Source organism: Micromonospora sp. CPCC 205539 (genome assembly GCF_036906815.1).
GTDB lineage: Bacteria > Actinomycetota > Actinomycetes > Mycobacteriales > Micromonosporaceae > Micromonospora.
In genome coordinates, this window is the sequence record NZ_JBAKHW010000013.1 from 1 (window position 1) to 12,588 (window position 12,588).

The 12,588-nt window shown below is 68.9% G+C and carries 9 protein-coding genes and 4 pseudogenes; 7 read left to right on the top strand and 6 right to left on the bottom strand.

The genetic code is table 11. The annotated features are described in order from the left end of the window. Positions 1-12: 12 nt before the first annotated feature. The 3 genes and pseudogenes from V6V47_RS13565 to V6V47_RS32705 form a co-directional block, all read right to left on the bottom strand. Positions 13-339, bottom strand: coding sequence for a hypothetical protein (locus V6V47_RS13565; protein WP_334628541.1), 327 nt, complete (start codon positions 337-339; stop codon positions 13-15). A 236-nt stretch (positions 340-575) separates the two neighbouring features. Beyond that, positions 576-1,370, bottom strand: coding sequence for an aminoglycoside adenylyltransferase domain-containing protein (locus V6V47_RS13570; RefSeq protein ID WP_334628542.1), 795 nt, complete (start codon positions 1,368-1,370; stop codon positions 576-578). A 148-nt stretch (positions 1,371-1,518) separates the two neighbouring features. Then, positions 1,519-2,071, bottom strand: a pseudogene (locus tag V6V47_RS32705) (SMI1/KNR4 family protein). A gap of 427 nt (positions 2,072-2,498) precedes the next feature. Here V6V47_RS32705 and V6V47_RS13585 point away from each other — a divergent pair. From V6V47_RS13585 to V6V47_RS13605, 6 genes and pseudogenes are all read left to right on the top strand, one after another. Beyond that, entirely contained in the window at positions 2,499-5,213 is a 2,715-nt protein-coding gene (locus V6V47_RS13585; protein WP_334628544.1) for a LysM peptidoglycan-binding domain-containing protein, read from the top strand. A gap of 214 nt (positions 5,214-5,427) precedes the next feature. Continuing rightward, positions 5,428-5,538: pseudogene (locus V6V47_RS32710) on the top strand (integrase); the annotation flags it as partial. Between the two features lie 414 nt (positions 5,539-5,952). Then, the gene (locus V6V47_RS13590) at positions 5,953-6,108 is read left to right on the top strand and encodes a hypothetical protein (protein ID WP_334628545.1); all 156 of its coding nucleotides are present in this window, start codon (positions 5,953-5,955) and stop codon (positions 6,106-6,108) included. A gap of 61 nt (positions 6,109-6,169) precedes the next feature. Then, positions 6,170-6,948, top strand: a pseudogene (locus V6V47_RS13595) (transposase family protein). Positions 6,949-7,051: 103 nt separating this feature from the next. Beyond that, positions 7,052-7,916: pseudogene (locus V6V47_RS13600) on the top strand (IS5 family transposase). 24 nt (positions 7,917-7,940) lie between these two features. Beyond that, complete coding sequence (locus V6V47_RS13605) at positions 7,941-8,462, top strand: SMI1/KNR4 family protein (RefSeq protein ID WP_334628546.1); 522 nt, start codon at positions 7,941-7,943, stop codon at positions 8,460-8,462. 59 nt (positions 8,463-8,521) lie between these two features. On the opposite strand, the gene V6V47_RS13610 is transcribed toward V6V47_RS13605, so the two are convergent. Then, the gene (locus V6V47_RS13610) at positions 8,522-9,214 is read right to left on the bottom strand and encodes a DUF6348 family protein (protein WP_334628547.1); all 693 of its coding nucleotides are present in this window, start codon (positions 9,212-9,214) and stop codon (positions 8,522-8,524) included. Positions 9,215-9,298: 84 nt separating this feature from the next. Between V6V47_RS13610 and V6V47_RS13615 the strand changes: the two genes are divergently transcribed. Next, on the top strand, positions 9,299-9,781 hold the full coding sequence (locus V6V47_RS13615) for a hypothetical protein (RefSeq protein WP_334628548.1): 483 nt from the start codon (positions 9,299-9,301) through the stop codon (positions 9,779-9,781). A gap of 241 nt (positions 9,782-10,022) precedes the next feature. On the opposite strand, the gene V6V47_RS13620 is transcribed toward V6V47_RS13615, so the two are convergent. Both V6V47_RS13620 and V6V47_RS13625 read right to left on the bottom strand, forming a co-directional pair. Then, positions 10,023-11,060, bottom strand: coding sequence for a M23 family metallopeptidase (locus V6V47_RS13620; protein WP_334628549.1), 1,038 nt, complete (start codon positions 11,058-11,060; stop codon positions 10,023-10,025). Between the two features lie 159 nt (positions 11,061-11,219). Further along, positions 11,220-12,290 carry a hypothetical protein gene (locus tag V6V47_RS13625; RefSeq protein ID WP_334628550.1) on the bottom strand — a complete coding sequence of 357 codons (1,071 nt, stop codon included), beginning with the start codon at positions 12,288-12,290 and terminating at the stop codon, positions 11,220-11,222. Between the last annotated feature and the right edge of the window lie 298 nt (positions 12,291-12,588).

Consider the following 12,588-nt stretch of genomic DNA (forward strand, 5'->3'; position numbering starts at 1 on the left):
CAGCAAATAAGACTAACGACTAAAGATCAACCAACCGAGGTGGTCCAGTTTCAGCCGGACCACGGTGGTCAGGGTTGGGGCGGCGTTGACATCTTGTCGTTCGGCCCCAGCGACCAGGAGTGCCGCAGCGTTGAAGAGGATGCTCAAGGGCCTGCCATCGCGAAGTCGCACACCGACTCTGTAGTGGTTTCGGCCGGTCGTCGGCTCCTCGACCGAGGTTGTGACCACACCGCCGACTGCCCTGGTGCTGGCGTGCACCAAGGCCAGCCAGGTGGCACTGGCCGCCTGATCGGGGTGCGGTTTGGTCACTCCCGCCTGGAGCAGTTGGGTGATTTCCACGCAGGGATCATCCGGCATTGCGGCGCAGAGGGCGCATCTCAGGAACGGACGCCCCCCACGCTGTGTTTGAGGCCAGCCCTCGTGCCCGCATCTGCCGCGACCCGTGTGCTACGCAGGGTTAGGGGGAGCCGGTTTGGATGCCCGCCTGGGCGTCGCGAGGACAGCGCGCCTCAATGAGCAATGAGGGGGACCACACCATTGGCCTGGCATGATCGTGCTGGCCGCGCTTCACGTCGTCACTCAGTTGGAGGCGCGATTCGGCGGCTCGTGCCGGCGTCCACGACGTATGCGGCGAAATCGGTCGTGTCCCGGAGCCGGGATGCCTGGTTGTCATACTCGGGATGTCCGCCTTCGCGCAGGCGCAGTGCCTCGCGAAGGACCCGGTGCCAGCGCCCGTCGTAGTAGGAGAGCCCCCAGCGGCCGGCGCCCGACTTGGTGGTCATCTCCCCGGTGACGATCAGGTGGTGCAGGCGGGCGACCCCGAGGACGCACCAGCAGCAAGCGTAGTCGAGCTCCGCCTGCGGCGCGTTGGCGGAAGAGGTGGCGAGGTGGCCGGTGATGGTGCGCCAGTAGGTGTCGAGGTTGTCAACGGTGTAGGCCCGCAGGACATGCGAGTCGGTCCAGATGCCGAGGGTCGACAGCTGCGGGCCGGTGACCGTAACGCCGTGCCGGGCCAACTCGTGCCAGGCGACGAGTGGATCCAGGTGCCCGATGCGAAACTCGCGGTGCAGCACCACGGGCACCGGAGGCAGCTTCCTCGGATCGGACGCCAGGTCCGAGACGAGGACGTGCATCCCGTCGAAATCGATCGGGGAGAACGCGACCAGCTGCTCGTGTGCCTGCCGCAGTTGCTCCACCTCGCCGTCGGATGGCCGGTGGGTGAGGGTGGCGACGAAGTCGACGTCCGACTGCCCCTCGATCCACTCCCCGAACCCGGTGCCACCAGTCAGGTAGAGGCCGGTCACCAGCCCCTTCGGAGCCAGCGAGAGGAAGTGGTAGCAGAGCTCCTGGACGGCCCCCGGGAGGTTCACGAGGTCACCCTACTCGCCGCATTCGAAGCCGAACCCGCCCGCCGCTCCCGGTATGACATCCCAGCCGTCCGGATCTGCCGCCGACCGGCCGGCACGACTCGCCGCAAACCGTCACCCGACGAACGCCGGGGATTGGTCAACCAGGACATTACTTCTCGTCCTCGTACATGCTCTCACGTCGCAGCGCCTGCATAAAGTCGACAAAGTCCGGTGCCAGCACGGTTATCCGATAGTCCCACTCCTGATCTACGTGGGCTACCCGCGGCTCGCCATTGGGACCACAGTCCTGGTAGTCGAACGCGATCATGTCGTGCCCCGCCGACGGGCACGTGGCGAAGTACACCCCGATCGCCGGATAGCGCCATTCCTCTATCCAGAAACGGCTGCCGGCTTCGCCCGCCAGCGAGTAACGCCTGTCCCGTCCGATCCCCATGATGCCGTCAACGGCGATGTGATCCTCAGCCCACGTTGGTCCGGTTCGGCGCCGGGCAGCACGTGTTTGACAGCATCCCGCCGTTCCGCCACCGCATCAGCGTCACGTACGACGTTGGCAGTCGGTAGCCCAGGTCCGCCTGAACCGAAGCAATCAATGCATCCGATGGCGGCGCGTCGACGTAGGCGCTGAGCGCGTACTCGTTGTCGTTCCAGACCGAGTCCAGGTCAAGATCCGGAAAGGTGCTTCGCGCAGACCCGTCGACCATGAATCTCCTTGCACTCGGTGTGAACCCTTACTCGACCGCGGTCATCACGCTAACGGCAGCAACACCACCTCGGCCACGCCCATGATCGGGCATCCGGTTCTGACACGACCCGGGCGCCTTTCACCAACGGAACACCGCTGAGCTGCAGGTGTGAGGTCGTGTCAGGAGACGTGAGGTTCTGTCAGACAGCGACTCATTCCGCAAGCAGGTCAACGGTCATAGCGTCGCGGCACGGGTCAACGGCACCCACCGGCACCACCTTCAACGTGTGCGCCGGACGATGAACGGAGGCCAGGTGACACTTCGAAGCGCTCGTACCCTCGCGATTGCGACGAGTTCGCTATCCGTTGCCGCGGTACCGGTCATCCTCGCCGCGACCGGCACCTGGCGGCCGTCGCCGCCCACGTCAGAGGACATTCAGCAGTGGATGGCGGCTCCCCTGAGCCCTCAGATCATCGCCGTCCTGATCTGCGCCGCGGCGGTGGCCCTGTGGCTGCTGCTGGCCACCGCCGTGCTGAGCCACGCCTACGCCGCGCTGGCGCGCCGAGCGCGCTGGACGGTGACGATCCGTCTCCCTGGCCCGATCCGCAGCCTGGCAGCGGCGCTGCTCGGTGCGAGCGCGGTCACCACGGCCACCGGCGTCAGCGCCCACGCCGCGCCCGCCGCCAGCAGCGCCGACCTGCCCACCGCCGAACCGGTCTCCACCGCCGCCACGTCGCTGAGCACCCACCGCACCTCCGTGACTCCGCAGGCCGGCCACCAGGGCGTGCCCACCCACACCGTGCGGCGAGGCGACACCCTGTCCAAGATTGCCGAACGGTGCCTCGGCGATGGCAACCGCTGGCCGGAGATCTTCAAACTCAACCGCGGCACCCACTTCGCCAACGTCGGCGGCACCCTCCGCAACCCGGACCTGATCTTCCCCGGCTGGGTGTTGACCATGCCCACCGCTGGCACGCCGCCGGAAACCACACCACCGCGCAACCCCGCCACGAAGGTGCCCCCGCAAGAGTCGCCAGCACCACCGACAACCAACCCGACCACAACGCCGGGCACGACCCCGCATGCCACCCCACCAGCGGTAGCACCAGGCGCGTCGGCCACATCCAGCGCCGAGACCCCGCGCCCACCAACCGGCGACGACGGGGTTTTCGTACCGCCCTCACCATCGGTGACAGCACCGCCGGCGTCCGACGCCGCCGGCCCGGCGACGCCCTCGATCGCACCGAGCCCGTCAACTGCCGATCGGAAGGACGCCACCACTCTGCCGCCCCGTTCCGCCGACGACAGGCCCTCGAGTTCGCCGCGCGGGTGGGTCGATATCGCCGGCGGCGCGATGGGCGTCGGGCTGGCCGCGGCGCTGGTCTACGCCGTGACGATGGTGTGGAGGCGACGCCGCCACCGCTACCGGCCCACGCCCATCACCGGCCCGGTCCTCGCTGATGCGGACCTGACGTCACCGCTGGCTGCGTTGACTCGGCTGCGGCACGGCGTGCGCCGCGCCGCACCGCACTTGCTGGACCGAAGCCCAGACCGTGGCCCGACCGTCCGCGAGTACATCGCCGCGGAGGTGAAACCTCCGCTTTCAGCCAGCGGAACTAGCGGCGCCGAACTGGCCGGTGTCGACGCGCTCCCGGTCACCGCCGGGCTCGGTCTGGATGGACCCGCCGCCTTGGACGCCGCGCGCGCCCTGCTCGTGGCCACCCTCACCTCCGGTGACACCGATGACCCGGGCGCGCAAGGCCGCGTGGTCATCCCGGCTGCGACGCTGGCCACCCTTCTCGGCGTGTCCGCGGTCGACCGCAACCCGATGCAGCGGCTCGCCGTCACCCCGACCTTCGCGGCGGCGCTCACCCTCCTCGAGGAGGAGGTCATTCGCCGCAGCCGGATCGCCGCCGACCGGGAAGCGGCCGCCCTCTTCGGACAGGACGAGGACTGGACCTACGAGCGGCTGCCGCAGCTGCTGCTCATCGCGGACATCCCCGACGAGAGCTGGCATCCACGGCTGGCCACCGCGATCCGTCTCGGCGCGAGCGTTGACATCGGCGCCGCCGTGATCGGCAGCTGGGTCGACGGCACCACCCTGACCGTCGCCGCCGACGGCACCACGGCAGGTGGTGACGGCGAGCGCGTTGCCGTACTCGACACCGCCGCGACCGCCAACATCTTGACCATGCTCGCCGAAGCGCACGGCGACACCGAACCCCCAACTCCCGCGCCAAGTCCCGCAGCTGGCCAAGCCAAGCCGCCGACAACCTCCCTACGACGTGGCGACGACAACGACCCCGCAGAGCCCGAGAGGCAGGGCCCGCCGCAGCAGACCCGTGCGCCCGAGTACGGCGCGATCCCACCGGGTTCGGGGATCGCCGCACCCCGGGTGCGCGCCCGGGTGCTCGGCGAGCCCGCGATCCTCGACACAGACGGCATGCCGGTACGCGGTCTCCGCGCGAAGAGCCTGGAACTTTTCGTCTACCTGGTCGTTCACCGCGGCGGCGCCAGCCTCGGCGACATCATGGAGGCGATCTGGCCGGACGTCACCGTCTCCCGCGCGTCCGAGCGCCTGTCCACCTGCGCGGCGAACCTGCGCACCACCATCCGCTCCACCGCGCAGACAAGCACCGCACTGAACGAGGACACGCCCAAGATCGAACCGGTGATCAACACCGGCGGTCGCTACCACCTGGACCCGAACCTGCTCGACGTCGACTGGTGGACCGTCGAGGACGCCTACGCCCGGGTCGCCACCGCAGTCGACGACGCGGATCGCCTCGCCCACCTGCACGCCGCGATGGCCGCCGCCAGCGGCGGCCTCGCCGACGGCAGCACCTACGAGTGGATCGACACCGACCGCGAGCACGCCCGACGCCGCCTCGTGAAGATGTACGCCCAGGCCGCCGGGCTGCACGTCGGCAGCGATCCCGCCGCCGCGCTCGCCCTCTACGACCGGGCCCGCGCCCTGGATCCGCTCTCCGACGAGCTGACCCGCCGGGCGATGCGCACGGCGGCACGTCTCGGTGACGCCGTCGGCGTGCGCGAACGGCTTGTCGCGTTGCGCCGCGAACTCGTTGACGCCGGCATCGACATCGACTCCGACACCGAGGACCTCGCCACTGGCCTGCTTCACGGTCTCGCCAACCCGTGAATGGTCGGCCCCCGCCACCAGCACGTTGAGGCCCGCGAGCCAACACAGATTTTCAGGCACCTGGAGCACCGGCTGGACCGTAGTCGCCGTAGCCGCTATCCCGCTGGCAGGTCGACTGAAACGGACGGTGGCGTGCAGCGTCTCATCCCGTCGTCACCAACCCCGCCGTTCCCACAGGACGTCACAGCCCCGCCCCTACAGCAGCCGGTCGCCGCACGCCTACCTGCGATGGCACGACGCGAACGCCCGCCACCCGGACGTCCTCGCCGTCGAGCGCTGCGGACGCGCTCGCGTTCGCAGCGATCGCCAACACCGCTGGGGCCAGCACTGGAGCGGCCTGACCAACCCCGGACCGACGTTGCGGTCAAGGCCTAAGGGATGTCTCCTAACTGATTTGAACGCGGCGACGAGGTCTGCCGGGAGGGCGAGGTCGTGCAGTCGCGGAGAATGAGGCCATGAGCGAAGAGACAAGACGCGCTGTGGTGGCCGCGCTGATCGAGCTCGCAGGAAGCCCCGACGTCCAGGATCGGGCTGACGCGGGCCGAAGTCTGGCGAGTTTCACAGAGGATCCGAATGCCCGCAGAAGGCTGTTGGGCCTCGTGCTGGACACCGAGGACACGTTCGTTACGCGCGTGACGGTCATGGCATTGCTCCGCCGTCAGGACGCGGCCGGACTGACGGTGGTCGCCTCAGCGCTCGCGGCGGCCGACTCCAACCACGCTGATTGGATTCACACGCGGTGCTCGATGTGTTCATGGTGTTCGGCCGCGATCGCGACGCCGCGGTGCGGGAGTGTGAGATGTTGATCCATGACCCGGATGATCACGTTCGCGATGGCGCCGCGCAGTTGATCGACACGCTGGCCGAGATCGATCCGGTCCTCCTCCCGTCATAAGACGGCTGAGGGCCACGTAGCCCGGGTTGGCCCGCTCCAGACGGTGTTCCATCACCGATGAGTGCAGGGGATGTCGGCCGTCCGTCATGAGTTGATCCACCCGTTCACGGGGCTGAGTCCGGCGCAGTTCCGTCGGCTGGTACGCCTGGTCGCGCGACGCGGCGGCGATGACATCGCCGATAACCGTCCGAGTCGGCCGTGGGCTCTTGGCCTGGCGGACCGCGTCCTGTTGCTGGCCGTGTACTGGCGTACGAACTTGACCATGCGTCAACTCCGGCCGTTGCTCGGGGTATCACACTCGGCAGTCCATCGGGTCCTCGACACCGTCGGACCGCTACTGGCCCTGGCACCGGTACGTCGCCGGCCGAAGGACCAGATCGCGATCGTGGACGGCACCCTGATCCCGACGCGCGATCACCGCCTCGCGGTACCGAGCAAGAACTACCGCTACTCGGCCAATCTGCGGGTCGCCATCGACGCGAATAATCAACTGGTCATCGCCCTTGGCGGTCCCCGGCCCGGCAACCGTCACGACACCATCGTCTACCGCAGCGGTGGCATCAACGACCGGCTCGCCGTCTTGCGGTAATGGCCGACGGCGCCTACCGCGGCAATCCCGAGGCAATAATCCCGTACCGCAAACCCGCCAACGGCAGCGAACTGCCCTCCTGGAAAGAGGACTACAACGCCGAGCACCGCAAGATCCGGGCCCGGGTCGAGCACTGCCTGGCCCACCTCAAGACCTACAAAGGCCTCCGCGGCTACCGCCGCGCCGGCCGTACCTTCGCGGCCACCGCCGCCGGAATCGCTCACCTACACAACATCGCCCTGGCCGGCTAATTCAGGAACCGCCTACGGGCAACGTCGGCACCGAGTTACGAGACATCGCTTAGGGCGTGTCCTGCCGATCTTGTAGCGGTGGGTCATTGACGATGTGCCGGTGGTGCGCCGTGGCGAGTTGACGGACGAGGCGTGGGCGGTGATAGCGCCGTTGTTGCCGGAGCCGTGTGGGGCTCGGGGTCGGTGGCGGGATCATCGGCAGGTCATCAACGGGATCTTGTGGAAGCTGCGCACCGGGGCGCCGTGGCGTGACCTGCCGGAACGTTACGGACCGTGGAAGACCTGCCACGATCGGTTGCGAAGGTGGACCGCGGACGGCACGTGGGACCGGATCCTGTCCGCGGCGCAGGTGCATGAAGGCGGGACACCAGTGCATTGGACGATCAGCGTCGACTCGTCGATCGTGCGGGCGCATCAGCATGCTGCTGGCGCCCGCGAGAGAGGGGATCCCCGGCTGGTGCGGCGACGTCTGGTGCGCAAGTTGGCGAGGCCATCGGCCGATCCCGCGGCGGATTGAGTACGAAGATTCACCTCGCCGTCGACGGGCGTGGCAGGCCGTTGTCCATCCTGCTCACCCCGGGTCGGGCCGGCGACAATCCGCAGTTGCTGGCCCTGCTCGACGCGATCCGCGTCAACGAGCCCGGGCCGGCCGGCCCCGCAAACGCCCTGACGTGCTGATCGCGGACAAGGGCTACGCGCACGAGTCGACCTGCCGAGTGCTGCGGCAACGCGGGATCCGGCACGTCATTCCGGAACGGTCGGACCAGATCGCCCGCAGGGCTGCCAAGGGCAGCGCCGGCGGCCGACCACCAACCTTCGACAAGGTGGTCTACAAGAAGCGCGACGTGGTGGAACGCTGCTTCAACCGCCTCAAGCAGTGGCGTGACCTGGCCACCCGCTACGTCAAACGTGCATCGCTCTACCGATCCGGCCTGGTCCTGATCGCCGCGATCATGTGGCTTCCATGATTCGGCACTATCTAGACTGTGTCGATGACGGTCGAGGATTCGACGCTGCCTGCGGTGCTCGTCGAGGCACACATGGCGGGGTTCTTCCACGAGCACGGCGGGCATGACTTCGATCCGTACGACACGTTCATGTGGTCGGGCGAAATGTTGGAGTGGTGGCAGAACTGGACGAACGCCCCTATGGTCGGCGCTCCTCCATTCCGCGCCTTCGGCCAGGACGGCACCGGTGGCCTGGCCGCCTTCTGGCTCCGCGACCCAGGCGACCCTCTCGACCGCCAATCGGTCGTGTTCTTGGGCTCTGAAGGCGAGTACACCGTCATCGCGCGCGACCTTGGCGATTATCTGTGGCTGCTGGCGAACGGCGTCGGCCCGCTCGAGACGGTCGACGGCATCGAGCGCGTGCCCGAGCCGATCGCGGCGTTGACGACAATCGCACAGCGGCACACCGGCTCCGCCCGACGGTCGACCGCAGAGGTGATCGCCGCCGCGCAAGCCCAGTTCCCCGCCTTTGAGGCACTGCTCAACGCGCACGCACCGGCGGAGTAGCCCTGGAGTTTGACCTGTCAATAATGGAAGCCGGATCCTCATGATCGGCAGGACAGGCCCTAGTCGGGGCCGACCAGGAGGACGAAGGTGCGTGCCAGGCCGAAATCGTCGGTACGGGGCCAGTCCAGGGCGGCGAGCGCCGTGGCGGACGGCTCGTGCCGCTGGCCGTTGATCCGGACCTCACTCTCGGTGAAGTCGCCACCCTGGCCGACCAGCATGCGAACGCCATTGAGATACGGGCGGTCGAGCCCAGTCGCGATCAGCGGCGCCAGGGTCGACCACGGCTTCGCTTCGGCGAACCACTCCTGCTTACTCCGCGATCCGTCAACGGACCACCCGGTCACACTGCCGACGATCGCATGCCAGCCAGCGAACCCGCCCTGGTCGCCGGACCTGAAGTGGTTCGCCAGCCGCCCTTGCTGCTCGATCATCTCCAGGACCGTCACCAGGCAGGTCTCAATCCACGCCTGAATCGCCTGACGGGCCGCCTCGACCGGATCGGCCGCGAGGCCAAGCGTGCAGTCGACGACCGTGGGCACGTCCGGCCGGTCTGCATTGAGCAGGATCTCCAGGTCCAGGTGGCGGTAATCGTCGCTGTGTGACGGAAGAAGCCGGACGCCCAACGATCCCGACCGCAGCATCGGCCCGTCGGTCAGCCGCCACTCGCCACCGACCTTGGCAAGCATCGGCGCGGCAAGTTCCAGCACACGCTCGGGTGAAAGGGGTTGCGGTGTCGGATGCGGGTCGATCATGGTGGTTCACCGTACCGGCAACGCTCGGTGCCGTGGGCCGAGCAACCGTGAACGTTGGTGGTCAAGGCACTAGCATCCTGTCTGATGACACGACGGTTCGGTGACCGGGCTACCTTCGCGGTGGAGGTCGGAGACGTCGAGTCGCCCCACCTCCGGACCGTTGATGTCTGGGCGGCGGGCAAGCAGCTGACCACGGACGACAATTCGGCCTACCTCCCCTCCCTCTGTCGGGCCATGCGGTCGACCGCTGCGCAGGTGCGGCAGCGCAACGTCCGGGCCTGCCCTCTCCCGGGACGTTCGCCAGAGGCCGTGTTCCGGCTTCTCGAGCAGGACGAGACAGAGTTGCGGGAGGTTTTCTGGTTCCTGCAGTGGGGCGAGACCCTGGACAACGTGTCCCGGTATGCCTATCTGGACGACGACCTGGTGCTTGTCTTCGCGTTCTGGCGACCGACGCACCCCTTCCCCGACGATCTGGGCAGGATCTTCGTCGCCACACTCCCGCCGGACGACTTCGCGACCACCGTTCTCACCGCAGCCGACCTGCTGGACGCCGAGCCCGTCCGATAGGCGCCCAGGTTCGGCATCTCGATCGAGAGCCGCCGCGCCGACAGCTGTCACCCGATCATCTACACCCATAGGAGCTTTTCAATTACTCAGAGTGGTTGTATCGGGGCACAGAAAAAGAGGCTGTCGCGCTTACGGGCGCGTCGGTGGTGAGCTGCCGGCTGGGCGCCTGTTGACGTTCGGTTGCCGAGTGAGGTGAAGGCCGCGAGCGCGTGGTGAGCCTCCTCGAAGGACGCGTCGTGCGCTAGGTGGACATCAGATCGATACCGCGCAGCGCGAAATGGCCGATGGGGTCAACGGCATTGGATTCAGTCGCGGGCTCGCCCGCGTGCGTCTCCAGGTGCAGGTGCGGCCCAGACGAGTGGCCGCTGCTGCCGACCTGGCCGATGACCTGACCAACGGCGACCTGCTGACCCACGTCCACGGACGGGCGGCGAAGCAGGTGGCAGTAGCGGGTGACGGTCGAGTCGGGGTGCAGCAGTTCCACGTACCAGCCGCAGCCCAGGACGGTGACCGGATGGCCGTCCACGTCGCAGGAGTACAGGCTGCCGTCGCGCAGGTGGGCGTTGCAGACCACACGGATGACCAGAGCGGACGCGGCGGCGTGGATCGGAGTGCCTTTGGCGGCGGCGATGTCGACGCCGTCGTGGCCGGGCCGGCTGTCGGTCCGGAACCCGGACACGAACGCCCCCTGGACCGGAGCCATCCAGCCGCCGACGCTGATGCACTGCCCACCGGGGCTGCCGGAAGCGGCCGGTTGATGGGAGACGAGCCCGACGAGGGCGGTCGCGTCGCCCTCCCATTTGGCGTAGGCGTCGGGGTAGGCCGAGCGTTGCACGGCCTGCGCGGCGACGGCGAGCGGCAGGGACTGCCAGCCGGCGACGATGACGAGCGTGCGGTAGAACGCGCCCGCCGCGTACTCGGGATCCATGATCTGCGCGGGTGTGCCCCAGCCTTGGCTCGGTCGCTGCTGGAACAGCCCCAGTGAATCATGGTCGTTGCCCTCGCCGAGGTGACCGAGGTTGCGCAGTCCGGATTCCTGCAGCGCGGCGGCCACGGCGATGACCTGACCGCGGACCGGAACGCTCTTCTGGACGCCGACGGTGACGATGACGCGGGCGTAGTGCACCTGCTCCGTGTCGTAGCGGCCAGTGGTGCCACTCGGGGTGGCGGCGACCGAGCAGGCCGAGGCCGCCCCGGTGACGGCGACCAGTCCGGCGACACACAGGCAGGCGACGCCGACGACGGCGCAGGCGATGACGGCGATGATGCGGCTGGTCACGGCAGCCGCCGCAAGGTGTGTGCGGGCATGACGGTTTCCCCTTCACGGTGGGTGCCGGCGGCGATCTGCCGCGTGGGCGCCGGACGGTCCGGCAGGGCCTGGCAGCGAGGCGCGCCGGTGCCGAGACGCAGGCGTGGTCTGCCACCGCCAGCGGCGGGTTCATGAGGCGGAGACCGGGTTGTTGGCGGCGAGCTGCGCGATCCGGTCGATCAAGGTGAGCGGTGAGTCGAGCAGGCCGCTGGCTCCGGTACGGCGGATCCACTGGACCTGCCGCAGGGAGATGCCGTGCCGCTGCGCGAACTCGGGGAGTTCCGTGTCCGGGTCGGCTTTGAGGTCGGCCCACAGCTGCCGCCACCGGTCGTAGGACGCCTGGTCCTGTGGTACTCGGCGTAACACGTCGGCGGGTGGCATCGGTCCGGCCACCGCCACGGTGTCCCGTTCGGCGTCCAGGTCCGCTGCGCTGTCCAACGGTGGCGGGGGCAGGAGGTCGGCGCCGATGACGCGGGCCCACCCGGGCACGTCGGCCTGGGCGGTGAGCGCGGCGGCGACCGCGTCGAGGTCGAGCGTGGTCGCGGCGATGTCCGCCCGGACGGGGTCGTCGTGCCGGGACCGGATCAGCTTCTCCACGTGGGCGGCGAGCGCGCTGCGCCGTTTCTCCTCACGTAGTTGCTGCCGGGCGATGTCGAGGGACCGGTGCAGCGGTAGCCGCTGGGCGAGGGCGAGGGAACGGGCGCGGCGGGTGACCGCCGGCTCCCGCCACCACTGGGTGAGGCCGTAGACCGGGGCGGTGTCGGCGAGTTTCCCGGTGGCGCGCAGGGCGTCACGGCGTCGGGCGGCGCTGTGCATCAGCCAGATCGCGTAGGCGAACACGCCGAGGCCGCCGAAGACGACGGCGAGGTATGCCACGTCGGCGTGGCCGACGATGTTGGTGGTGACGCCGACGGTGACCGTGGTGGCGGACAGGATCCGCCAGCCGTAGGCGGCCTCGCCGAGGCGCTGCCGCCAGTCGGCGAAGGCCGCCGCGACGGCGCCGCCGAGGTCGATGACGATCGCGAACGGCGCGACGAACAGGGCGCGCCACCACCAGTCGAGGGTGTCGGGCCAGGGCGGGGTCTGCACGCCGACCCAGATCTGGCCGATGGTGGAGCCGAGGGCGGCGATGGCGTAGAAGATCCAGGCGGCGTGTTCGACCGCGGGTCGGCGTGAGTGCGTCGTGTGGGTGCTGTTCATCGGTGACCTGCCCGCCGGTGCCGGTGGCGCTGGTCGAGGGTCATGGGCTTCTCCTTCAGCGACGGCTCGGGGCGCTGGGCGACGTGGGGTGTGCGTCCGGCCGCGACGAGTGCCGGGCAGGGGTCCGTTGATGAGCGGGTCTGGTGGGCCACGAGGTGATGCGGAACCAGTGAGGCCGCCGGGTTCGGGTCGCCACGCCAGCTTTGGCCGGGCGCGCGCCGCGGGCTGCGGCGAACGGTGTGGTGGGCGCAGCCAAGAGCCTCGGCGGCTCGTGCGGGTTGACGTCGATGTGCGGGCG

What these genes read in the sequence shown, in the direction of transcription:
- V6V47_RS13605 (WP_334628546.1), top strand. Translation starts at nt 7,941, where the DNA reads ATGACGGTCGAGGATTCGACGCTGCCTGCGGTGCTCGTCGAGGCACAC.
- V6V47_RS13585 (WP_334628544.1), top strand. Translation starts at nt 2,499, where the DNA reads ATGGCGGCTCCCCTGAGCCCTCAGATCATCGCCGTCCTGATCTGCGCC.
- V6V47_RS13615 (WP_334628548.1), top strand. Translation starts at nt 9,299, where the DNA reads ATGACACGACGGTTCGGTGACCGGGCTACCTTCGCGGTGGAGGTCGGA.
- V6V47_RS13625 (WP_334628550.1), bottom strand. Translation starts at nt 12,290, where the DNA reads ATGAACAGCACCCACACGACGCACTCACGCCGACCCGCGGTCGAACAC.
- V6V47_RS13610 (WP_334628547.1), bottom strand. Translation starts at nt 9,214, where the DNA reads ATGATCGACCCGCATCCGACACCGCAACCCCTTTCACCCGAGCGTGTG.